We start from the raw sequence: 21,968 nt of genomic DNA on the forward strand, positions 1-21,968 counted from the left end.
CTAAAGCACAGGTCCATGAGCGCCGCATCACATCCTGTCATCGATCCTGTCGAACTGACCCGCGACCTGATCCGCCGACCGTCGGTCACGCCCGCCGACGAGGGGGCGATGGACATGCTCGAGCGCCGGCTCACCGATCTCGGCTTCCACTGCCGGCGGATGAAGTTCGAGAACATCGAGAACCTCTACGCCCGACGCGGCACGGCCTCGCCCAACCTCTGCTTCGCCGGCCACACCGACGTGGTCCCGACCGGCAGCCCCGCCGCCTGGTCCGCCGCGCCTTTCGAGGCCGAGGTCCGCGACGGCGTCCTCTACGGCCGCGGCGCGGTCGACATGAAAGGCGGCATCGCCGCCTGGATCGCCGCCGTCTCCCGGGTGCTGGCCGAGGGCGACACGCCCGGCTCGCTGTCGTTCCTGATCACCGGCGACGAGGAAGGCCCGGCCCTGCACGGCACCAAGCGGGTGGTCGAGACCCTGATGGCCGAGGGCGAGGTGATCGACGCCTGCGTGGTCGGCGAGCCGTCCTCGCAGCACGCGCTGGGCGACACGATCAAGATCGGCCGGAGGGGTTCGCTAAACAGCTGGATCACCGTCCACGGCAAGCAGGGGCACGTGGCCTATCCGGATCGGGCGGCCAATCCGGCCCCGGTCATGGCGCGGCTGATGGCGCGGCTGGCCGACCACCGGCTCGACGACGGCTACCAGGGTTTCCAGCCGTCGAACCTCGAGATCACCACCATCGACATCGGCAATCCGGCCACCAACGTCATCCCGGCCGAGGCGAAGGCGCGGCTCAACATCCGCTTCAACCCGACCCACACCGGCGACGAGCTGATCGCCTGGCTCAACGCCACGGCCGGCGAGGCCCAGGCCGAGAGCGGCCTGCGCATCGAGCTGGAGCACCTGTGCTCGGGCAACGCCTTCCTGACCGAGCCGGGCCCCTTCGTCACCGGCGTGCAGGACGCGGTCGAGGCCGCTGTCGGCCGCCGCCCCGAGGCCTCGACCACCGGCGGCACCTCGGACGCCCGCTTCATCCGCTCGATGTGTCCGGTGCTGGAATTGGGACTCGTCGGCCAGACCATGCACCAGGTCGACGAGCGCGCGCCCGTGGCCGAGATCGAGGCGCTGGCGGAGGTCTACCGCCGCGTCATCACGACCTTCTTCGACCGGGCCTAGAGCAGCAGGTCGATGGCCAGCAAGGCTCCGCCGAACATGGCGGCGAAGGCGACCAAGAAATAGAAGATCTCGCGTCGGGCGCTGCCCCGGCGCTCCAGGGTCATCGGCGGCAATTGGACTGGCAGGCTTCTCATGGCGCACTCCCGCAAAACCCGTCGAGGATGCGCCTCGATGGTTGCCGGGACGTTGAGGAACGTGGTTGCCGCCCCAGCCCGGCTCAGGGCCGCTCCAGGAACCGCAGCGCCGTCAGGACATGAGCCCGCACCCCGACCGGCAGCACCGCCTCGTTGACGTCGAACGCCGGCGAATGGTTCGGCGGTGACGTCGCCGGGTCCACCCCGTCGGCGCTGGCTCCGAGGTGATAGAACACGCCCGGGACCTCCTGCGACAGATAGCTGAAGTCCTCGGCGACCGTCGTCGGGGGCGCGCCGGGATTGACGTTCCCCTCGCCCGCCGCCTCCTCCAGCACCGGCGCCAGCCAGGCCGACAGCGCCTCGTCGTTGAACACCAGCGCCGCGTTCTGGCGCACGCCGAACTCGGCGGTGGCGCCGTAGGTCTCGGCCACATTGCCGACTGCGATCTCCGCCCGACGCACCAGGTCGTCGCGCTGGGCGATGTCAAAGGTGCGCAGCGTGCCCGACAGCGCCGCCTGGTCCGGAATGATGTTGTAGCGCACCCCCGCGTCCAGCGTCGCGATGGTGAACACCGTCGGCGTCGAGGTCGGGTCTACGGTGCGGGCGGTCAGGCTGTTGATCGTCTGGATCACGTCGGCCGAGGCGGAGATGACGTCGACCCCCTTCCACGGCCATGCCCCGTGCGTCTGCCGCCCGTTCAGGACGATGTCGACGCGGTCGGACGCCGCCATGAAGCCACGCGGCCGGTACCATATCGTCCCCGGACGGCCGGGCACCACGTGCAGGCCGAAGATCGCCTCGGGCCGCGGATCGGCCAGGGCGCCCTCCTCGATCATCAGCGCCGCTCCGCCCTTGGGCTCGCCCGGAGGCGCGCCCTCTTCGGCCGGCTGGAAGACGAACACCACCGTCCCGGCGATCTGGTCCTTCATGCCGGCCAGCACCTCCGCCGCTCCCATCAGCATGGCGACGTGGGCGTCGTGGCCGCAGGCGTGCGCCACCGGCACGGTGTCTCCCATGTAGGTCCCGGTCGCGGTCGAGGCGAACGGCAGGCCGGTCGCCTCCAGCACCGGCAGGGCGTCCATGTCGGCCCTCAGCGCCACGGTGCGACCGGGTCGTCCGCCGCGCAGCACGCCGACCACGCCGGTCTTGCCGACGCCCGTCCTCACCTCCAGGCCCAGCCCGCGCAGGTGTTCGGCGACCACGGCGGCCGTGCGCGTCTCGGCGAAACCCAGTTCGGGATTGGCGTGCAGGTCACGCCGCCAGGCGACCACCCGCGGCGTCACCGCCTCGATGGCGGCCGCGACGGTTTCGGCCGACTGGGCGTGCGCGGCCCCGGCCGGCAGGGCGAGCGCCAATGCGGCGGCGGTGGCGGCGAGCAGGCTGCGGATGGTCATGACGGCTTCCCCCGATGATGACGCCACCGTGCGCGGAGGCGCCGCTCTTGCGCAAGGACCTGCTTTGGATCGATGCGCGGGGGGCTTCCGTCGCGCGGCGAAAGCCGTGATGACGCCACATCGAAGCCGGGCTAGGCTCGAGGCGTGAACCTCCGCTCGCCCGCCTTCGCCATCCTTTTCGCGGTCAGCCTGATCGCCGCGGCGGGCAATATGGCCCTGCAGTCGGTGCTGCCGGCCATCGGGCGCGAGTTCCGCCTGTCGGACACCCTGGTCGCCGGCGCCTTCGCCATTTCCGCCCTGATGTGGACCTTCGCCTCGCCGTTCTGGGCGCGGCTCTCGGACCGGATCGGACGCAAGAAGGTGATCCTGATCGGCCTGTCCGGCTTCGTCGTTTCCATGGCCGGCTTCGGCCTGGCCGCGACATCCGGACTGGAACGCTGGCTCGGCGTCGGCGTGGCCTTCGTGCTGATGGCCATGGCGCGAACCGTCTATGGCGTGTTCGGCTCGGCGGCTCCGATCGCGTCGCAGGCCTATGTGGCGGATCGCACCTCGCCGGAGCAACGCACCCAGGCCATGTCGCTGCTGGCCTCGGCCCAGGGACTCGGCACCGTGATCGGTCCGGCGCTGGCGCCCTTCTTCGTCCTGCCGCTCGTCGGCCTGGCCGGGCCGATGTACGCCTTCGCCCTGTTCGGCCTCGTCGTGCTGTTCGTGGTCTGGCGACGCCTGCCCAGCGGCGAGGTGCTGCGCAAGCCTTCGGCAAGCGGTCACCGCGACGACGCCGGGAAGGGCCTGTGGAAGGACCCGCGGGTGCGGGACTATCTCCTCTACGGCCTGCTGACGACCGGCGCCCAGGCGATCAACATCTCGGTGCTGGGCTTCCACGTCATCGACGAACTGGCGGGGACGGGCATCGCGGTCCGGGCGGCCCAGCCCTTCATCGGCATCGCCATGCTGGCCGGGGCCGCGGCCACCCTGATGGCCCAATGGGGGTTGATCCCGTTGCTGAAGCTGCAGCCGCGCGAGTTGATGCGCTGGGGCGCGGCCCTCGCCCTGCTCGGCAACCTGATGAGCGTCGTCGCGCCGGGCTATTACGGCGCGGTCATCGGCTACGCCGTGGTGTCGATGGGCATCGGCTTCGCCCGCCCGGGCTTCACGGCCGGCTCGTCGCTGTCGGTCGGGCCGCTCGAGCAGGGAGCTGTGGCCGGGCTGATGATGTCCCTCGCCGGCCTCAGCTTCCTCGCCCCGCCGGTGATCGGGGTGGCGCTGTACGAACTGTTCGAACCCGCGCCCTTCATCGCCAACGTCGTGCTGCTGACCGCCGCCACGGCCCTGTGTTTCGGCAGCGCGCGCCTGCGGGCCGGACCGCCGGACCTGCCGGGTCGCGACGAGACGCCTTCGCCGGAGACGCCGCCCGCGTCGCAACCCGGCCCCGAGGGCAATCGCTGACGCCGGCCTTTTCAGCGTCGAAAAGCCGTGTCAGATCGGCGTCATGGAAACCGCCCGCATCGAGAAACGCATCGGCGTCCGCGCCCCGGCAGACCGGATCTGGGAAAGCCTCGCCGACCTGCCGGGCTGGAACCGCTGGAATCCGGTCGAGACCGGGGTCGAGGGAACCATCGCCTACGGCGGCTCCATCGCCCTGACCGAGGCGATCATCGGTCTGCCGGAGCGCAGGGCGAGCGTCCGGGTCGGCGCTTGGCAACCCAATGCCCAGCTGGTCTGGGCCGAGAAGCGCGGCCTTTGGTTCAGCTCGCTGCGCTATTTCGAGATCGACGAGCTCGAACCTGGCAGTTGCATCTTCGCCAACGGTTTCATCTTCAACGGCCTGCGCGGCGAGATGCATTTCGATCGCCACCGCAAGGCGCTGCGCGAGGCGGTCGACTCGGTCGCGGAAGCGATGAAGACGGCGGCTGAACGGGCCTAGCCGCCGTTCGGCGCCGGCGATTGACCCAGGTCAACCGCCCTTCGCCATCGTGTCCTGGATGTTGATGATGGCCGGGGTCAGGATGACGATGAACAGCACCGGCAGGAAGAACAGGATCATCGGCACGGTCAGCTTGGCCGGCAGGGCGGCCGCCTTCTTCTCGGCGGCCGACAGGCGCATCTCGCGGTTTTCCTTGGCCATGGTCCGGAGCGCCGAGCCCAGCGGGGTGCCATAGGTCTCGGCCTGCGTCATGGCGGTGGCGACCGATTTGACGCCCGGATGGTTGGTCCGCTTGGCCAGTCCGTCATAGGCCAGGCGCCGGTCCGGCAGGTAGCTCAACTCGGCCGACAGCAGGGTCAGTTCCTCGGCCAGGTCGATCGAGGAGCCGCCGATCTCCTGGCTGACCTTCTGGATCGCCGCCTCGATCGACATGCCGGCCTCGACGCAGATCAGCAACAGGTCCAGCGCATCGGGGAAGGCCTGCATGATCGACGTGCGGCGCTTGGAGATGCGGTTGGCGAGGAAGATGTTCGGCGCATAGAAGCCGATCACCGCCGCCACCATGCAGATGGTGATCCGCACCATCACGGGCAGGCCGAAGTCGTTCAGGACGAAGACGTAGAAGACCGCGAGCGCCAGCATGACGAACGGCATGGAGAAGCGAAAGAAGTAGAAGGTGGTCAGCGGTTTGGGGCCCCGGTAGCCGGCCTGGGCCATCTTGTCCGCGACCTTCGGGTCTTCCAGCAGCTTGGTCAGGTTCAACCGCTCGACGACGCGCTTTTTGAAGCCTTCGTCGCTGTGCCGGATGTTCTGCGAGCCGCCCTGGGCCGCCATCGCCTGGCGCGAACGGCGCTTCAGTTCCTCGCGGCGCTCGGCCACGGCCTTCATCCGGTTTTCAAGCTTGGCCTCGCCGGTGAACGAGCTGAGCAGGGTCACCAGGGTCGCGAACACCAGCACGCCGACGCCCATGCTGAGCAGGTTCTGCAGATTGGTGACGAAGCCGATGATGTCTCCCACGCCGCTCCCCTAGAACTTGAACGAGATCATGCGCTTCATGACGAAGACGCCGAGCGACATCATCATCACCGCGATCAGCAGCATGAACTGGCCGCGGGGATCGGTGAACAGCTTGCCCATGTAGGCCGGGGTGGTGACGCTGACGAGCGCCATCACGGCGGGCGGCAGCGAGCCGATGATGCCGGCGGAGGCGGTCGCCTCGGATGATAGCGCCTTGATCTTCTCGCCCATCATCTTGCGGGCGCGCAGCACGGTCGACAGGTTGCCCAGCGCTTCCGCCAGGTTGCCGCCGGTCTTCTGCTGGATGCCGATGACGATGGCGAAGAATTTCAGCTCCGGCGTCGGCATGCGCTCGTACATCTTCTCCAGCGCCTGCTGCAGGGTCAGGCCGACGCCCAGTCCCTCGACCAGGGTCTGGAACTCGCCGCCCAGCGGAGCCGGGCTCTCGCGGGCGATGATCTTGAAGCAGTCGTGGACCGGCAGTCCGGACTTGATGCCGCGGACGATGACGTCGACGGCGTCGGCGAAATGGCTGCTGAACTTCTTGCGCCGGCCCTTGCCGAGGAAGCCGACCACCCAGCGCGGCAGGCCGAGGCCGAAGATCACGGCGGCGCCGACGGCGATCAGCAGGTTCAGGCCGAACACCAGCGGGCCGAGGAAGGCGATCACGCCGAGCACGGCGCTGATGATCCAGAAGGTCTTGACGCTGGTCGCCAGGCCGGCCTGCTTCAGCTTGGCGGCGAGGCTGACGCGGGCCTTGCGCTGGGCGCGTTCCGACTCCTGCAGCTGCTGCATGATCTGCTTGCGGCGCGCCTCGGGCGTGTTGGCCGCGGCCGCCTTGCGCGCGGCGGCCATGTTTTGTTTCGGGCTGCCGAAATTCTGCGCCCGCTTGACCGCGGCCTCCGATGAATCGCCGCCGCCGACGAAGGCCCAGCCCAGGCCGCCGATGGTGATGAAGGCCAGAACCGCCGCGAGGATGGGAAGCATCGCCGCCTACTCCGCCGCGTCGAGGGCTTCGGCCAGCTCGCGCTCGAGCCCGTAGTAGCGGGCGCGGTCCCAGAAGCGGGGGCGGGCGATGCCGGTTGAGCGGTGGCGGCCGACGATCTTGCCGTTCTCGTCCTCGCCGGTGATCTCGTAGACGACCAGGTCCTGGGTGACGATGACATCGCCTTCCAGCCCGACCACCTCGGTGATGTGGGTGATGCGGCGCGAGCCGTCGCGCAGGCGGGCCGCCTGGATGATGACGTCGACCGAGCCGACGATCATCTCGCGGATGGTCTTGGACGGCAGGCCGTAGCCGCCCATGGTGATCATCGACTCCATCCGGCTGATGGCTTCGCGCGGCGAGTTGGCGTGCAGCGTGCCCATCGAGCCGTCGTGGCCGGTGTTCATGGCCTGCAGCAGGTCGAAAGCCTCGGGACCGCGGACCTCGCCGACGATGATCCGCTCGGGACGCATCCGCAGGCAGTTCTTGACCAGATCGCGCATGGTGATCTGGCCCTGGCCCTCGAGGTTCGGCGGGCGGGTTTCCAGGCGCACCACATGCGGCTGCTGCAGCTGCAGTTCGGCCGCGTCCTCGCAGGTGATGACGCGCTCGGTCGGGTCGATGAAAGCCGTCAGGGTGTTGAGCAGCGTGGTCTTGCCCGAGCCGGTGCCGCCCGAGATGACCAGGTTGCAGCGCGACGCGCCGATGACGCCCAGCACCCGGGCGCCCTCGGGACTGATGGAGTTGAACTCCACCAGGTTCTTCATCGTCAGCTTGTCTTTCTTGAACTTCCGGATCGTCAGGGTCGCGCCGTCGATGGCCAGCGGCGGGGCGATGACGTTGACGCGGCTGCCGTCCGGCAGGCGGGCGTCGCAGATCGGGGAGCTTTCGTCGACGCGGCGGCCGACCTGGGACACGATCCGCTGGCAGATGTTCATCAGCTGGGCGTTGTCGCGGAAGCGGACGTTGGTCAGCTGGACCTTGCCCCCGACCTCGATGAACACCCGGCCGGCGCCGTTGACCATGATGTCGGCGATGTCGTCGCGGGCCAGCAGCGGCTCCAGCGGGCCGTAACCGAGGACGTCGTTGACGATGTCCTGGACCAGGTGCTCCTGCTCGGCCACCGACATCGAGACGTTCTTGATCGCCACCAGCTCGGCGACGATGTCGCGGATCTCCTCCGCCGCCGCCTTGGGATCGAGCCCGGCCAGCTGGGCCAGGTCGATGGTGTTCATCAGGGCGTTGAAGATCGTCGTCTTGGTGGCGTGGTAGTAGTCCGACTGCTCCCGGACGATCTCGGCCACCGCCTGGGCCTTCTTGAGCTGTTCGAAGCCCGGCGTGGCCTTGGGACCGGGGGCGTTCTTGGGCGTCGCGGCCGCGGCGGCGGCCGGCCTGGGCCGGGACGCCAGCGCGTCGAGGCGGTCGGCGGCCTCGGATGACGGTTTGGCGGCGTAGGATTCGGCGGCGCGCTCTTCCCGCTCCAGTTCGGCGACGTCGCCGCCGAATGCGAAGGCCTGGGTCTGAACGCCCGGTTCCGGCTGTTGCGGCGGCGGGGGCGCGGCGGCCGGCGCCGGCCGCGGGGCCGCGGCGGGAGCTCCAGGCTGACCTGTGCGCTTGCCGAACACGCCTCAGGACTTCTTTTTGAACAGGCCGGAGAACATCGACCTGCCGTCGCCCTTGCCCGCCTTGCCCTTCGGCCCGGCCAGCATCGGCAGTTCACGGCGCGAGACGATCTGGGCCAGCATCTGGAAGGCGTCGGCGGCCTTCGACTTGGCGCCGGCGTCGAGGATCATCTGGCCGTTGTTGGCGGCCGCGCCGAACACCTTCGGATCGAAGGGGATGACCAGGCTGGGGTGCACGCCGAGGGCGGCGCCGAATTCCTTGGCCGGGATTTCCGGACGCCCCGGGACGCCGACCTGGTTCAACACCAACCGGGGCGGAGCGTCGTTCGGGCGGCCCTGACGGATCAGGTCGATCATGTTCTTGGCGTTGCGCAGGCTGGCCAGATCGGGGGTCGCGACCACCACCACTTCGTCGGCGGCGATCAGGGTGCGACGCATCCAGCCCGACCACAGGTGCGGCAGGTCCAGAACCACGAAGGGCGCCGTCGAGCGGATCTGGTTGGTGACCTCCTCGAAGGCCTCCGGCGAAATGTCCCAGTCGACGTCGAGGGTGGCGGGGGCGGCGAACAGGCTCAGCTTGTCGGTGCAGCGGACCATCATCCGGTCCAGCAGCACGGGGTCGAGGCGATCCGGCTGGCTCAGGGCGTCGGCGACGCCGTTCAGCGGGTCCTGGTTGAAGTCGAGCCCGGCGGTGCCGAACGGCAGGTCGTAATCGACGATCACCGTATTGGCGCCGATCCGCTCGCTCATCGCATAGGCGGTATTGTGCGCGACGGAGCTGGAGCCGGTGCCGCCGCGGGCTCCGACGAAGGCGATCGAGCGGCCGACGAACGGCTGGGCCGGGTCGGAGAACAGGCCGCCGATGGCAGCGATCAGCTGCAGCGGCTGCAGCGGCGCGACCAGATATTCGCTGACCCCCCGCCGCATCAGTTCCCGGAACAGCAGGATGTCGTTGGTCGCCCCGATCACCACCACCTTGGTGCCGGCGTCGCAGACCTCGGCCAGCTGGTCGACTTCCCACAGCAGGGTCTGCGGATCCTTCAGGCATTCGACGATGATCAGCGGCGGGGTCGGTTCGTGCTGGTAGGCCTCGACCGCCGCGGCCACGCCGCCGACGCGGATCTGGGTGGTGGCGCGCGACAGGCGACGGTCCTGGCCGGCGCGTTCGGCGGCCGCCAGGGTGTCCTGGCGCTCGGCGAAGACGTGGATGGCGATGCGCGGCACCGAGACCTCGGGACCGCCCCCGCCGAGCGCGGGCGGGGAAAAGGCCGCCGACGCCCCGGCGACAAGATCGCCCACCGGATTGAAGCCGGCCACGACCGGGACCTGGCCTTCGAACGGCTCGGCCGAATGGGCCCGAGCCGCGGGCGCGGCGGCGACGGCCGGCGTGGTGAACTGCAGCGGCGGGCGAGCCGCCTCGTCGTCGATGCCCCTCGCGTCCCCGCCCGGGGCGTACGGCGCGTCGAGATCATCGCCCGGGCGCACGCCCGAGGCGGGACCCGAGGCGACATAACCCATGTCGAGATCGAACTCGTCCTCGAAGTCCTCAACCGGGCGTGGGGCGAAGGCGTTGGTCATTCAGGTTATTCCACGGCCCGTGAGATCTGGCCGTTCACGAGGGATTCCTGCGGGGTCGAACTGGCCTGGCCCCTGCGGTAGTTATCGAACACCACCGCCGCGCGGCCGGAATCGGCGGGCGTCATGGCGCGCGCGGCGACGATGTCGCGGGGATCGGCGATCTGCGCGGCCATATTGGCCATGATAGCGCAGCCGAAGCCCCCCGAACTCTGATTGGAAAAGCGACCGACCATGCTGCGCGGCTCGGCGGAACAGTTGGGCACGTGGGCGCGCAGGGACTCGAAGCCGACCAGCACCGGGGCCCTCGGGTCGGGCGCGGCGTAGGCGGCCATCTGGATGCGATCGACCGGGACTCCCGCGGCCTGCAGGGCGGTGCGAGCGGAATAGGCCTGCTCGACCGCCGCCGGGTCGTTGCCCGCCGGGGATTCGATGCGGACGAAACCCTGGCCCGAGGCGTCGTAGCGGGCGGCGAGATCGCGCAGCGCGGCCTGCTGGTTGTCCGAAAGGCCCTGGTCGTGAACCGCGAGGGCGATCCGGTCCAGACCGGGTTCGACCTGTAGCGAGTAGCGCGACACCGGGGTCAGGGGCGTGGTGGATTCGCTCCCCGACACCGAGGCGCAGCCCGTGACGGAGAGCCCGAGCGCGAGGACGGCGATGGCTGCAGAGGCGGGTTTCACGGGGAACCTCATTCGATCACGTAGCCGACGGGGCCGGTCCAGCCGGCGTCGTCCGTCGCCGGGCCGGCGGAGCCGCGGTATTGCTGGTTTAACTGGCCGAACAGCAGGGTCTGGGCGTCATTGGCGATGATCAGGCCGTCGGCGGGCGTCTGCAGCCGTCCGGGCGAGGTCGGCGAGACGATGTAGGCCTCGATGATGATGACCAGCTCGGTCTCGCCCGACAGATAGTCGCGCGAGCGGAACAGGGCGCCCAGCACCGGCAGGCTGCCGATCCCCGGCAGCTGGTCGATGTTCTGGCGGGTGTCCTCGCGCAACAGGCCGGCGATCATCATCGATCCGCCGGATGGCAGTTCGACGGTGCTCGAGGCGCGGCGGACGTTCAGCGCGGGAATGACCAGGGGATCGTCGTTGGTGCCGCCCAGGGTGAAGGAGCCTGCCGTGGTGAGCTCGGAAACCTCGGTCGACAGCTGTAACGAGATGCGGCCGCCCGACAGCACGATCGGACGGAAGGCCAGACGCACCCCGAACGGCTTGAACTCGACGCCGACCGTCATCTGGCCGGTGCTGGCGTCCACGCTGCGCCCGACCGGGACCGGGAATTCCCCGCCGGCCAGGAACTCGGCGTTCTCGCCGTTGACCGAGGTCAGGTTGGGCTCGGCCAGGATACGCACCAGGCCGGCGCGTTCGAAGGCCCGCAGGCTGGTGTCCAGGCTGTTGCCGTCGCCGCTGTTGTCCAGGTAGTTGAGGACGCCGCCGCCCAGCTGGCTGCCCGACACGCCGAAGGTGGCGGCCTGGGCGAAGGAAAGGCCGTCGCCGACGCTGTTCAGCACGGCGGTGACGTCCAGGCCCAGCTGCTTGATCGCGGTGCGCTGCACCTCGATGACGCGAGCCTTGACCATTACCTGATCGGAGCCGGCGATGGTCATCATGTTGATGACCTTGTCGGAGGACGAGACGAAAGCGCGCGCGACCTGGGCGGCGCGGTCGGCCTCGCCGGGGCTGCTGACCTGTCCGGTCAGAATGACACTGTCGTTGACCGCCTCGGCGTGGACCTGCGAGCCCGGCATCATCCGGCTAAGCGTGTCCTGAAGCGCTGACACGCCGGCGTCGACGCGAATCCGCAACGACAGGATCGCGCGGCCGGCGTTATCCAGCACGACGGCGTCGGTCTCGCCGGGTGCAAGCCCGATGATGGTGATCCGGCGCGGCGAATGCAGCATGGCCTCGGCCACGAGCGGGTTGGGCACGATCACGTCCCGCGCGTCAGCCGGCAGATCGACGGCCATCGAAGAGCCGCGGGGCAAGCTGATCAGCTGCGACTGCGCGCCCATGGAGACGTTGGCGCGGGTCTGGGCCTGCACGGGTGAAGCGGGCGGCAGGGCGACGGCTAGCAGGCCGGCGACGGCGACCGCCGTGAGCCGCATCAGAGGGTGCTTCATTGGACGACCACCACTTCGGGCGCGCCGCCGCGATAGACGCGAACGGCCGAGGACTGGCGTTGGGCGTTCACCCGGCCGGATGGGCCGCCGGTGTCGGCATAGGAGCGCAGGATGAGGCTCAGCTCGCCTTCCGACTTGGCGAGGGCGAGGGCCTCGGCGTCGCGCGGGCCGACCTCGAGGGTCGCCGTCGCGCCGATCACCGTCTGCGCGTCGTCGCCGGCGCGCGTCGACTGGTCGATGGCCAGAACCTTGATGTTCTGCATGACCGTGCTGGAACTGAATTTGGACGCGCCGCCCTCGGCCCCGGCCATGTTGCCGAGCGTGCTCTGGCGGGTCAGCACGACGTCGACCCGGTCGCCAGGAAGGATGAAGCCGCCGGCGGCGGTCTCGACCGTGACGCGGATGGCCATCGCGCGCATGCCCGGCTCCAGATAGGCCGCCATATAGCCGCTGTCGCCGGCCCGGACGATCTTGCGCATCACGATAGGTTCGCCGGCCAGAATGGGTTCGCGCACCACCGAACCGACATAGTCGGCCTTGGCCCCGCTCGTTGCGAGATTGGCGGCGGCCCGGGTTACGGCGGCGACCGCACCCGTGGGCTTGGCGTCGGCCTTTTCGGCGGCCGCGGGCTCGCCGGCGGCGGGGATCGGCACCGAGCCGTCGGTGATGAACGCCGGATTGACGTCGTCGACGGGCCAGTCCTTCCATTCCAGGTCGGACTCGTCGAGCCGCCGACCCGCCTGCAGGTCCTTTGCGGCGACCAGAACCTTGGCCATGGGCCGGGTCTCGACGGGCGCGGCGGTGGCGACGGCGGTCGGTTCCCCTGAAGGCGATCCCATGGCGCGAACGACGAGGGCCAGCCCAATGGCGGCCACGGCGGCGACGCAGATCACGATGATACGGGCGGGCTTCATCGACTGTCTCCGGCAAAGCCGGGCAAGACCTGTGAAATCGGTCCTTCGGCCCCCTGCCGTTAACGAACATGCCGGGCGCGGGTTAACGTGGGCCTAAGTGCGCAACCCCGGGTCGCCGGGGGGCGCCGAGGCGACGGCTAACCCGCGAGGAAGGCGGTCATCAGCGGAGACGTCGGCCAGGCGACCAGAACACCGGCGGCGATCGCCACGCCGTACGGAATATCGCCTTTCGGCTCCATCAGCCGGGTGACCCAGCCCGACCGGCCAGTCAGATAAGGTCGCAGCCACGTCCGGGCGAGGATCAGGGCGAGGCACAGCAAGCCGCCGATCACCGCCGTCATCAGCACGAACACGCCGGCCCCCGCCGCCCCCAGCCACAGACAGGCCGCGGCGATCAGCTTGACGTCGCCGCCGCCCAGGAGGTGAAGAGCGAACAGCCCCATGCCGATCAGCAGGGCCGCGACCGCGACCGCCACATGGATCGCCACCCCCATCGGCTGAAGCCCGATCAACAGGGCGGCTGGAAAGAAGGCGACGATCAGACAGCCCGACACCCAGTTCGGGATCTTCATCGTCGTAAGGTCGTGAAGCCCGCCGACGATTACGAGCGCCGGCAGAATGCCGAGGCAAACAAGTGCGAGTGCGTCCATTCAGCGACTCTGCACGGCCGGCGTTAAGGCGGGGTTTCAGCAGACATCGGCGCACGAAGAAGGGGCCGGAGCGACTTCGCTCCGACCCCCCCTTTGGCACTGAACGTGCGCCTGGAGCGACTTACGCCGCCGGGGCGACGCCGTTCTTCTGCATCTCGGTAGTGACCTTCTCGAAGTTGGCATTGATCGTGCCGCCCAGGGCGGTCACGGCCGCGATGATCACGACGGCGATGAGGGCGGCGATCAGACCATATTCGATGGCCGTGGCGCCCGACTCGTCGGACATGAACTTGGAAATGAACGTCTTCATGGTCATGGTTCCCTTTGTAGAAGAGGAAGCGAGCTACTGAACGACGGGGGGAGCCGGTAGCCCGCTTGACCCCCAAAACGCATCGTCGTTATCGGCCATATCGGTTAAGGGGGGGTCGCCGGGCGTGGTTACCGGAAGATTTACTGTAAAAACTCCCCAGCTTGACGATTGACGCACCCCTTCACCCCGCCGCGACTGGTCTGGCCCTGTATTCCCTAGGGGGTTTCAAACTTTATTGAGGTTTCGCCGGCATGTTCCCGGTCACGCTTTCGCGCGTGTGCGCTCTATGGACACCGTCGCCATGACCCTCAATCAACGCCTGCTCCTCGCTCTGGCCGCAACCGTCCTGCTGGCCGGCCCCGGCCTGGCCGTTGCGCAATCGGGCCGCATCAGCGTCGAGGTCGATCAGGCCCAGCGGGTGCAGCTGAGCGGCCCGGCCAGTTCCGTCATTGTCGGCAACCCGGAGATCGCCGACGTCACCGTGGTCGACGCCAACACCCTGTACATCACGGGCAAGGGCTATGGCGTGACCGAGGTGGTCGCCGTCGATCCGATCGGGCGCACCGTGTTCCAGAGTCAGGTCGTCGTGACGGCCGGAGACGGCGCGGGCCGGGTCCGGGTGTGGCGCGGCGCCCAGTCCACCGAAATGGCCTGCGCCACCTCCTGCTCGCCGTCCATGCGGGGCACCAGCGGTCCCGCAGCCGCAGGCCAATAGACGCCGTGATCACCCGCCGCTCCCGGCCGGCCGGAGCCCGCCCTCTGCGGCGCGGCCTGCTGGGCAACCGCGACGGTTCAACGGCGGTCGAGTTCGCCTTTGTGGCTCTGCCCTTCTGCTTCATGATCTTCGCCATTCTCGAAGTGGCGTTGATCTTCACGCTCGATTCCGTGCTGGAGAACGCCGCCATCGACACGGGCCGCCTGGTCCGGACGGGCCAGGCCAGCGCCCAGGGCATGACCGCGGCGCAGTTCAAGGACAACCTGTGCAGCCGCATGAGCATCTTCTCTGACACCTGCGACGAGCGGGTCACGATCGATGTCCGGGTCATTCCGCAGTTCAACATCACGCCGCCTGATCCGCTGGCGGAAGAGGGTTTCGATCCCAGCGGCCTGACCTACGCCAACGGCAACCCCGGCGACCTCGTCCTGGTGCGGGCCTGGTACCGGCACCCGTTGCTGACCGCCTTTCTGTCCCAGGGCCTGTCGCAGATAGGCAGCGGCACGGCTGTGCTGACCGCCACCACCGCCTTCCGGAACGAGCCGGCGGGATGAAGAAGCGGAGTCTCATCCGACGGCTGACGGGCGACGAACGCGGAGTCTCGGCAATCGAGTTCGCGATGATCGCGCCGATCCTGATCGCCTTCTACATGAGCATGACGGAGATCTGCCAAGGCTTCATGGCGCAGAAGCGCATGGGCCACGTCTCGGCCATGGTCGCCGACCTGGTGGCGCAGGAAGAGTCGATCTCGGCCGCCACCATCGACGACATCTTCGATATCGGCGGGCTGGTCATGAAGCCGTTCCCGACGACGACGCTGCAGCAGCGGGTGTCCAGCGTCAGCATGATCGGCGGCGTGGCCACGGTGGGCTGGAGCCGGGCGGAGGGCCTGGCGCCCCGCGCCGTCGATTCGACCATGACCCTGCCGGCCGATCTGATCACCGAGGGCGAGAGCGTGATCGTGGCCGAGGCGACCTATGACTACGACTCGGCCGCCGACTATGTGATGCCGGGGCTGACACGGTTCTCGCACACCTATTATCTGCGGCCGCGGACGGCGGACAAGACGCTCTGCACCGACTGCCTACCCCCGGCCGCCTAGCGCCTCGCGCAGGGCGAGGATCTTGACCTCGGTCTCGGCCAGTTCGGAGCGGGGGTCGCTGTCGGCGACGATGCCGGCGCCGGCCAGGGCCCGGAAGCGCCAACCGTCCTCCGATCGCTCGAACGAGGCCGTGCGGATCAGCACCGAGGCGGTCAGGGCTCCGTCGCCGCCGATATGGAACAGGCTGCCGCACCAGGGACCGCGCGGCGGTTCGTGGGCGGCGATCACCTTCATGGCCTGATGCTTGGGCGCGCCGGTGATCGAGCCGGGAGGGAAGGACGCGGCCAGCAGGTCGGCGACGCCGGTCTCCGCCCGGGCGACGCCGGTCACGGTCGAGACGAGGTGGTGCACGGTCGGGTGGGTCTCGATCTCGAACAGGCGCTCCGCGGTCACCGTGCCGGGCTCGGCCACGCGCGACAGGTCGTTGCGCATCAGGTCGACGATCATCAGGTTTTCGGCGCGGTCCTTGGCGCTGGCCCGGAGCTCGGCGGCGAGGGCGGCGTCACGGGCGGGATCGGCGTCGCGGGGGCGGGTGCCCTTGATCGGCCGGGTCTCGATGCGGCGACTGGCGGGATCGAAGGTCAGGAACAGCTCGGGCGAGTTGGAGACGAGGGCCCGCTCGCCCAGACGCCAGAAGGCGCCGTAGGCCGCCGCGCGCCCGGCCAGCCGCAGCATGACGTCGAAGGGATCGGCGTCGGCCTTCAGCTCGCCGGACCAGGCGCGGGCGATATTGGCCTGGAACAGCTCCCCGGCGGCGATGCGGGCGACGACGTCGGCGACGGCGGCGAGGTAGGTTTCGGGCGGGGCTTCGGCGTCCATGATCGAAGCCGGCGGGAGCGGTGTGGGGACGTCAACCGCACGGGTCAGCCAGCCGTCGGCCCGGTCCGCCGCCCGCCCGGCGGCGGCGGGGTCGAGGCCGCGTCCGGCGGCGGTGACGGTCCGCGTTTCATGGTCGAAGGCGAGCATGGCTGGGTAGCGGGCCAGCATCAGGTCGGGCCAGACCTGGGGCCGGCGGCCGGTGGCCGGGCGGGCTCCGGCGTCGTAGGCGACCAGGCCGACCACGTTGTGCGACAGGGCCGGGTCGCGCAACAGGTCGAGTCCGTCCTCGCCGCCGCTCCAGTCGGGATCGGCCGCGACGAACGACCAGCGGCCGAGCGGCCCGCCGTCCGAGAGCAGGGCCAGGGCGCCGTCGCGATCCCGCAGACCTGTCGCCACGGCGAGAGGGTCGCGCCACGGACGGACGCGGGTCTCGCCGGCGGGCAGGGGCTGGATCACGCCGCCAGCCGCTCGCCGATGCGGTCGCGCAGGGCCGCGTCGACGCCCAGCGCCTGTTCCAGATAGGCGTCGACCGAGCCGTGGCGGGCGGCGATTTCGGCCAGGGCGGTGTCCAGATAGACCGGTTCGACGCCGAGGAAGGCGACCACGGCGTCGTGAGCGGCGGGGCGTCCGGTCATGGCCTCGAGCTGGCGGGCGATGGCCGGGGCGCGGCCGGGCAGGTCGACGGCGGTGTTGGTCAGCAGGAAGTCCTCGACCATGTCGTCGCGGTGGACGCCGAGCAGGTGGTGGGTCAGGGCCGCGAGCAGGCCGGTGCGGTCCTTGCCGGCCGCGCAGTGGATCAGCACCGGCCCGTCGGCGTCGCCGAGGGCGCGGAAATAGCGACCGAACAGGTCGAGGTGAGCGGGCTCGAACGCCAGGTGGCGGTAGACGCCGGTCATGAAGCGGCGGCCGGCGTCGATGGTCAGGTCGGCGGTCTTCAGGAAGGTGATGTGCGGGGCCTCGCCGCCGTCGTCGCGGGCGCTCTCGATGACCTGGCCCGCGAAGCCGGGCGGGCGGCGCGAGGGCTGGTCGCGGCGCTCGCCGGGGCGGCGCAGGTCGACCACGGCGGCGAGGCCGAATTCGGCCAGCCGTTCGAGATCGGCGTCGGTGGCGCGGGCGTGATGGGCTGAACGGAACAGCCGTCCGGCGGCGACCCGCCGGCCGGCCGCCGAAGCGTAGTCGCCGTAGTCACGGAAATTATCGAGGGCGTCGAAGCGATGGATGCGGCCGGTCATGCCGCCTCTCTAGCCCAGCCCCGCGGCGCTTCCCACCGTCGTCATCCGGGCTTCAATCCTCCCTGGCCGACGAGACCCTGCATGGCGTCGAGATAGGCCACGAAGGCGCGCCGGCCCTTGGCCGTCATCGTCGCCTCGGTCAGCGGCTTGCGGCCCTCGAACCGCTTGGTGACGGCGACGAAGCCGGCGTCCTCGAGCTTTCTCAGGTGGACCGACAGGTTGCCGTCGGTGGTCTGGAGCCTGGCCTTGAGGGTGTTGAAGTCGGCGCTCTCCACCCCGGCGAGGACGGCCATGATGCCGAGGCGGACGCGACCGTGGATGACCTCGTCGAGGCGGTTGATGTCGAAATCGTCCGCCACGCTCAGCCCCTCGCCGCCCGCATCAGCAGGAAGCCCGGCAGGGCCATGAGCAGGAACAGGGCGACGGCGTAGGCCAGGTACTGGATCGACTCGCCGGTGAAGGCGGCAAGCACGGGCGCGGCGACGAAGGAGCCTAGGGACAGGACCCACAGGGGCCGCGATTTCTGCATCACGGCGCTGACCGACCAGCCGATGCCGTAAAAGACCATGATGATCGACGGGACCAGGCCGACCATCGCCAGCGACGCCTCTTCACCCAGGCGGTAGCCGACGACGGCGAAGGAGGTGAAAAGGGCGAAGATGCCCCAGCCCATGGCGCTCCAGGCGATGCCCGAGGCGCGGTTGGCGGTGGTGACGACGCCGGGCTGGCGCTTCAGGCGGGTGATCACGACCGCCAGGACGACGAAGAACAGAAGGGTGGCCGCGATCCAGCCGATCGACAGCGCATCCTGGGTGGCGAACGGCAGCAGGTTCGCCATGACGGCCCACTGGAACAGGCTGGCGAGGCCATAGAGCACGCCGGCCATAAACAGGATGGAGGCGCCCTGCATCGGCGCCTCGCGACCTTCCTCGGCGAGGCGGCGCATCCAGGCGATGTCGGCGGCGGGGTCTTCGATCTTCTCGGTCATCATGGTTCCGGTCCCGCGAAAGAGTGTCAGGTGTCGGATGATCCTGCATCAAGTACTTTGTATTGTAAAGTACAGAATGGAGAAGGAACGAAGGGAAAGGTCGGGGAGGTCGGCGGATTGCGGGCGTTCGGCCCGGAACCGTGGCGCGGCCCGCGGGGCATGTGGTGTTCCCACCGACCTTATCGCGGCGTTCAACCCTGGTTATCCGCTGAACCCGACCATGGATCCGCGAACCGCCGGCACGGCGTCAGGGCTGCGCCGGCTCCTCCCCCTTCGCGGCGCGAACAGAGGGAGACGGTGGCGCGCGCCTCACTGGCAGGCGAGGCACTCGTCGTAGTCGGTGCGGGCGGCGCTGAAGAGGTCGGGCTGGTTGGGGTCGATCTCGGCCTCGGCCTTGTCCTCGGCGCCGGCGAAGGCGGCGCGCTGAACCGATTTGGAGCGCAGGTAGTAGAGCGACTTCACGCCGGTCTCCCACGCGCGCCAGTGCAGCATGTGCAGGTCCCATTTATCGACGTCGCCCGGGATGAACAGGTTGATCGACTGGGCCTGGCAGATCTCGGGGGCGCGGTCGGCGGACAGTTCGACGATCCAGCGCTGGTCGAGTTCGAAGGCGGTCTTGAAGATGGCCTTCTCGTCGTCGGTCAGCTGGTCGAGATGCTGAACCGAGCCTTCGTGCTCGAGGATCGAGTTCCACACCTCGCTGGTGTCGATGCCCTTCTGGCCGAGCACCTTCTCCAGATAGGGGTTCTTGACCGCGAACGAGCCCGACAGGGTCTTGTGGGTGTAGATGTTGGCCGGGATCGGCTCGATGCCGGCGCTGGTTCCGCCGCAGATGATCGAGATCGAGGCGGTCGGGGCGATGGCCAGCTTGTGGCTGAAGCGCTCCATGACGCCGCGCTCGGCGGCGTCCTCGCAGGCGCCCTTCTCTTCGGCCAGCAGGCGGCTGGCCTTGTCGGCCTCGCGGCGCAGATGCTTGAACAGCCGCATGTTCCACGACTTGGCCATGGCGCTTTCGAAAGCCACGCCCTGGGCCTGCAGGAAGGAATGGAAGCCCATCAGGCCGAGGCCGACCGACCGCTCGCGCTTGGCCGAATAGACGGCCGCGGCCATGGCCGGCGGGGCGCGGCGGATGAAGTCTTCCAGCACATTGTCGAGGAAACGCATGACGTCCTCGATGAACTGCGGCTCCTCGCGCCATTCCAGGAAGGTCTCGGCGTTGACCGAGGACAGGCAGCAGACCGCGGTGCGGTCGACGCCGAGGTGGTCGCGTCCGGTGTGCAGGGTGATTTCCGAGCACAGGTTGGACTGTTTGACCGACAGGCCGAGGTCGCGCTGATGCTGCGGCATCTGGCGGTTCACGGTGTCGGAGAAGATCAGATAGGGCTCGCCGGTCTGCAGGCGGATCTCGAGGATCTTCTGCCACAGGGCGCGGGCGTCGACGGTCTTCATCACGTCCTTCGACTTCGGCGACAGCAGGTTGAACGGCTTGCCGTCGCGAACCGCCTCCATGAATTCGTCGGTGATGTTGATGCCGTGGTGCAGGTTCAGGGACTTGCGGTTGAAGTCGCCCGACGGTTTGCGGATCTCGAGGAACTCCTCGATCTCCGGATGGTGGACGTCGAGGTAGACCGCGGCCGAACCGCGGCGCAGCGAGCCCTGCGAAATCGCCAGGGTCAGGGAGTCCATGACGCGGATGAAGGGGATGATGCCCGAGGTCTGGCCGGCGCCCTTGACCTTCTCGCCGATGGAGCGGACGCCGCCCCAGTAGGTGCCGATGCCGCCGCCGTTCGAGGCCAGGGCGACGTTCTCGTTCCACACCGACTGGATGCCGTCGAGGCTGTCGCCGACGGCGTTGAGGAAGCAGGAGATCGGCAGGCCGCGGTCGGCGCCGCCGTTGGACAGCACCGGGGTGGCCGGCATGAACCACAGCTTCGACATGTAGTCGTAGACGCGCTGGGCGTGATCGGCGTCGTCGGCGTAGGCGTTGGCGACCCGGGCGAACATGTCCTGGTAGCTCTCGCCGGCGAGCAGGTAGCGGTCCTCCAGCGTCTTCTTGCCGAAGTCGGTCAGCAGGTCGTCGCGCGACCGGTCGATCTGGATCGAGGGGACCACCTTGAGCTGGGGTCGGTCAGCGGCGTCCGCGGCCGCAACCGACTGGAAATCCACTGTCTTCAACGCTTCGCCGCCGGCCATAATCGTCACTGCCCTGAACTGGATCGAACAAAGTTGCTCGCGCCGCTGACCACATCATCTTGTGGCCGAAGCGCTCCCCAAGCCCACATATGGGGCGCAGATGGCTAACCAACCGTCAACGGGGTTGACGATCACTTTCTATCCGAATCGCCTTCAAGGCGGGGGATGAGCCTGTGGACAGGCCGTGAGGACGGCATGACAGAGGCATGACGGAGGCGGCGAATTTTTGATCACGAACGCGTGAGGGGAACGTCCCGCAAGCGGGACCGTTTCGGCCCGATGACCCCCGACCAGATCGCCGCCTTCGCCCGCCGCGCCGCGCGCATCGCCCGCGCGGAAATCGCCGCGATCAGCGCCCTGTTCATCGCGACGCTCGGGGTGATGACCTTCGTCGAACTGGCCGACGACATGACCGAGGCGGACGGCCGCGCTTTTGACGAGGCGGTGCTGGAGGCGATGCGCCCGGGGGCGACGCCGGCGGACCCCTGGGGTCCGGGCTGGCTGGAGACGGCGGCGCTGGACCTGACGGCCCTCGGCGGCACGGCGGTGCTGACCCTGTTCGCGATGATCGTGCTGGGCTTCCTGATCCTGCAGCGCAAGCGGCTGTCGGCGCTGCTTCTGACCCTGAGCCTGATCGGCGGGGTGGGGCTGAGCGAGGGGCTGAAGGCGCTGTTCGGGCGCGACCGGCCGCCGGAGGCGTTGCGGGCGGTGGAGACGATGAGCGCCAGCTTCCCGTCTGGGCACAGCCTGCTGTCGGCGGTCTTCTACCTGAGCATCGGCGTGATGCTGACCCGGGCGTTCCCGGAGCGCCATTTCAAGGCCTATGTCATCGGGGTGGCGGTGTTGCTGACCCTGATCGTCGGGCTGACCCGGGTCTATCTGGCGGCGCACTGGGCCACCGACGTGCTGGCGGGCTGGAGCGTCGGCGCGGCCTGGGCCATGGCGCTGTGGCTGGTCGCCTACGCCATCCAGCGGCGCCAGGCGGCGCGGCCGCAGGCGCCGCACGTCCTGCCGGTGGATGAGGGGGATTAGGGATTAGGGATTAGGGATTGGGGACCTGGGCGACGGAAGGGTCTGGTCGTGCTTCAGAGGAACGCAT

23 protein-coding genes are annotated in these 21,968 nt (G+C 69.1%); 7 read left to right on the forward strand and 16 right to left on the reverse strand.

Annotated features, from left to right (window positions below; genetic code table 11):
* Window positions 1-15 precede the first annotated feature (15 nt).
* Window positions 16-1,176, forward strand: coding sequence for a succinyl-diaminopimelate desuccinylase (dapE, locus tag ACSQ1L_RS10515; RefSeq protein WP_435994686.1), 1,161 nt, complete (start codon window positions 16-18; stop codon window positions 1,174-1,176).
* On the opposite strand, the gene ACSQ1L_RS10520 is transcribed toward dapE, so the two are convergent.
* A complete protein-coding gene (locus tag ACSQ1L_RS10520) occupies window positions 1,173-1,310 on the reverse strand; it encodes a hypothetical protein (protein WP_435994688.1) in 138 nt (45 codons plus the stop codon). The two genes, dapE and ACSQ1L_RS10520, sit on opposite strands and share 4 nt — an antisense overlap.
* An 83-nt stretch (window positions 1,311-1,393) precedes the next feature.
* Complete coding sequence (locus ACSQ1L_RS10525) at window positions 1,394-2,704, reverse strand: amidohydrolase (RefSeq protein ID WP_435994689.1); 1,311 nt, start codon at window positions 2,702-2,704, stop codon at window positions 1,394-1,396.
* A gap of 144 nt (window positions 2,705-2,848) precedes the next feature.
* Here ACSQ1L_RS10525 and ACSQ1L_RS10530 point away from each other — a divergent pair, with 144 nt between their 5' ends.
* Window positions 2,849-4,150 carry an MFS transporter gene (locus ACSQ1L_RS10530; RefSeq protein ID WP_435994691.1) on the forward strand — a complete coding sequence of 434 codons (1,302 nt, stop codon included), beginning with the start codon at window positions 2,849-2,851 and terminating at the stop codon, window positions 4,148-4,150.
* Window positions 4,151-4,193: 43 nt separating this feature from the next.
* On the forward strand, window positions 4,194-4,628 hold the full coding sequence (locus ACSQ1L_RS10535) for an SRPBCC family protein (protein ID WP_435994693.1): 435 nt from the start codon (window positions 4,194-4,196) through the stop codon (window positions 4,626-4,628).
* Window positions 4,629-4,658: 30 nt separating this feature from the next.
* Here ACSQ1L_RS10535 and ACSQ1L_RS10540 read toward each other — a convergent pair whose 3' ends face one another.
* The 9 genes from ACSQ1L_RS10540 to ACSQ1L_RS10580 form a co-directional block, all read right to left on the reverse strand.
* Window positions 4,659-5,645: a type II secretion system F family protein gene (locus ACSQ1L_RS10540; RefSeq protein WP_435994695.1), complete on the reverse strand. Its 987-nt coding sequence runs from the start codon at window positions 5,643-5,645 to the stop codon at window positions 4,659-4,661.
* A 9-nt stretch (window positions 5,646-5,654) separates the two neighbouring features.
* Window positions 5,655-6,632 (reverse strand): type II secretion system F family protein, encoded by a 978-nt coding sequence (locus tag ACSQ1L_RS10545; RefSeq protein ID WP_435994697.1) that lies wholly within the window; start codon window positions 6,630-6,632, stop codon window positions 5,655-5,657.
* Between the two features lie 6 nt (window positions 6,633-6,638).
* Complete coding sequence (locus ACSQ1L_RS10550; RefSeq protein ID WP_435994699.1) at window positions 6,639-8,255, reverse strand: CpaF family protein; 1,617 nt, start codon at window positions 8,253-8,255, stop codon at window positions 6,639-6,641.
* A gap of 3 nt (window positions 8,256-8,258) precedes the next feature.
* Window positions 8,259-9,830, reverse strand: coding sequence for an AAA family ATPase (locus tag ACSQ1L_RS10555; protein WP_435994701.1), 1,572 nt, complete (start codon window positions 9,828-9,830; stop codon window positions 8,259-8,261).
* A gap of 5 nt (window positions 9,831-9,835) precedes the next feature.
* A complete protein-coding gene (locus ACSQ1L_RS10560) occupies window positions 9,836-10,507 on the reverse strand; it encodes a CpaD family pilus assembly protein (protein ID WP_435994702.1) in 672 nt (223 codons plus the stop codon).
* Window positions 10,508-10,515: 8 nt separating this feature from the next.
* A complete protein-coding gene (locus ACSQ1L_RS10565) occupies window positions 10,516-11,946 on the reverse strand; it encodes a type II and III secretion system protein family protein (RefSeq protein ID WP_435994703.1) in 1,431 nt (476 codons plus the stop codon).
* Entirely contained in the window at window positions 11,943-12,860 is a 918-nt protein-coding gene (gene cpaB, locus ACSQ1L_RS10570) for a Flp pilus assembly protein CpaB (RefSeq protein WP_435994704.1), read from the reverse strand. Before cpaB ends, ACSQ1L_RS10565 begins: the two co-directional genes overlap by 4 nt.
* 137 nt (window positions 12,861-12,997) lie before the next feature.
* Window positions 12,998-13,510 carry an A24 family peptidase gene (locus ACSQ1L_RS10575; protein WP_435994705.1) on the reverse strand — a complete coding sequence of 171 codons (513 nt, stop codon included), beginning with the start codon at window positions 13,508-13,510 and terminating at the stop codon, window positions 12,998-13,000.
* A gap of 121 nt (window positions 13,511-13,631) precedes the next feature.
* Window positions 13,632-13,820, reverse strand: coding sequence for a Flp family type IVb pilin (locus ACSQ1L_RS10580; RefSeq protein ID WP_435994818.1), 189 nt, complete (start codon window positions 13,818-13,820; stop codon window positions 13,632-13,634).
* Between the two features lie 301 nt (window positions 13,821-14,121).
* On the opposite strand from ACSQ1L_RS10580, the gene ACSQ1L_RS10585 reads away from it, so the two are divergent.
* Genes ACSQ1L_RS10585 through ACSQ1L_RS10595 form a run of 3 tightly spaced genes read left to right on the forward strand, consistent with a single transcriptional unit; the run spans window position 14,122 to window position 15,637 of the window.
* On the forward strand, window positions 14,122-14,535 hold the full coding sequence (locus ACSQ1L_RS10585) for a pilus assembly protein N-terminal domain-containing protein (protein WP_435994706.1): 414 nt from the start codon (window positions 14,122-14,124) through the stop codon (window positions 14,533-14,535).
* Window positions 14,536-14,540: 5 nt separating this feature from the next.
* Window positions 14,541-15,089: a TadE/TadG family type IV pilus assembly protein gene (locus ACSQ1L_RS10590; RefSeq protein WP_435994707.1), complete on the forward strand. Its 549-nt coding sequence runs from the start codon at window positions 14,541-14,543 to the stop codon at window positions 15,087-15,089.
* Window positions 15,086-15,637: a TadE/TadG family type IV pilus assembly protein gene (locus ACSQ1L_RS10595; protein WP_435994708.1), complete on the forward strand. Its 552-nt coding sequence runs from the start codon at window positions 15,086-15,088 to the stop codon at window positions 15,635-15,637. Before ACSQ1L_RS10590 ends, ACSQ1L_RS10595 begins: the two co-directional genes overlap by 4 nt.
* Here ACSQ1L_RS10595 and ACSQ1L_RS10600 read toward each other — a convergent pair.
* The 5 genes from ACSQ1L_RS10600 to ACSQ1L_RS10620 form a co-directional block, all read right to left on the reverse strand.
* Entirely contained in the window at window positions 15,620-16,912 is a 1,293-nt protein-coding gene (locus ACSQ1L_RS10600) for an anthranilate synthase component I family protein (protein WP_435994709.1), read from the reverse strand. The two genes, ACSQ1L_RS10595 and ACSQ1L_RS10600, sit on opposite strands and share 18 nt — an antisense overlap.
* Window positions 16,909-17,688 carry a tyrosine-protein phosphatase gene (locus tag ACSQ1L_RS10605; RefSeq protein WP_435994710.1) on the reverse strand — a complete coding sequence of 260 codons (780 nt, stop codon included), beginning with the start codon at window positions 17,686-17,688 and terminating at the stop codon, window positions 16,909-16,911. Before ACSQ1L_RS10605 ends, ACSQ1L_RS10600 begins: the two co-directional genes overlap by 4 nt.
* A gap of 41 nt (window positions 17,689-17,729) precedes the next feature.
* Window positions 17,730-18,047, reverse strand: coding sequence for a winged helix-turn-helix domain-containing protein (locus tag ACSQ1L_RS10610; RefSeq protein ID WP_435994711.1), 318 nt, complete (start codon window positions 18,045-18,047; stop codon window positions 17,730-17,732).
* A gap of 2 nt (window positions 18,048-18,049) precedes the next feature.
* Window positions 18,050-18,676 (reverse strand): hypothetical protein, encoded by a 627-nt coding sequence (locus tag ACSQ1L_RS10615; protein WP_435994712.1) that lies wholly within the window; start codon window positions 18,674-18,676, stop codon window positions 18,050-18,052.
* A gap of 309 nt (window positions 18,677-18,985) precedes the next feature.
* Window positions 18,986-20,869 carry a ribonucleoside-diphosphate reductase subunit alpha gene (locus ACSQ1L_RS10620; RefSeq protein WP_435994713.1) on the reverse strand — a complete coding sequence of 628 codons (1,884 nt, stop codon included), beginning with the start codon at window positions 20,867-20,869 and terminating at the stop codon, window positions 18,986-18,988.
* A gap of 240 nt (window positions 20,870-21,109) precedes the next feature.
* Here ACSQ1L_RS10620 and ACSQ1L_RS10625 point away from each other — a divergent pair, with 240 nt between their 5' ends.
* Window positions 21,110-21,901 (forward strand): phosphatase PAP2 family protein, encoded by a 792-nt coding sequence (locus tag ACSQ1L_RS10625; RefSeq protein ID WP_435994714.1) that lies wholly within the window; start codon window positions 21,110-21,112, stop codon window positions 21,899-21,901.
* The last annotated feature ends 67 nt before the right edge of the window (window positions 21,902-21,968 follow it).

Origin of the sequence: Brevundimonas sp. LjRoot202 (assembly GCF_964253355.1) — a bacterium.
In the GTDB taxonomy this organism is placed as follows: domain Bacteria; phylum Pseudomonadota; class Alphaproteobacteria; order Caulobacterales; family Caulobacteraceae; genus Brevundimonas.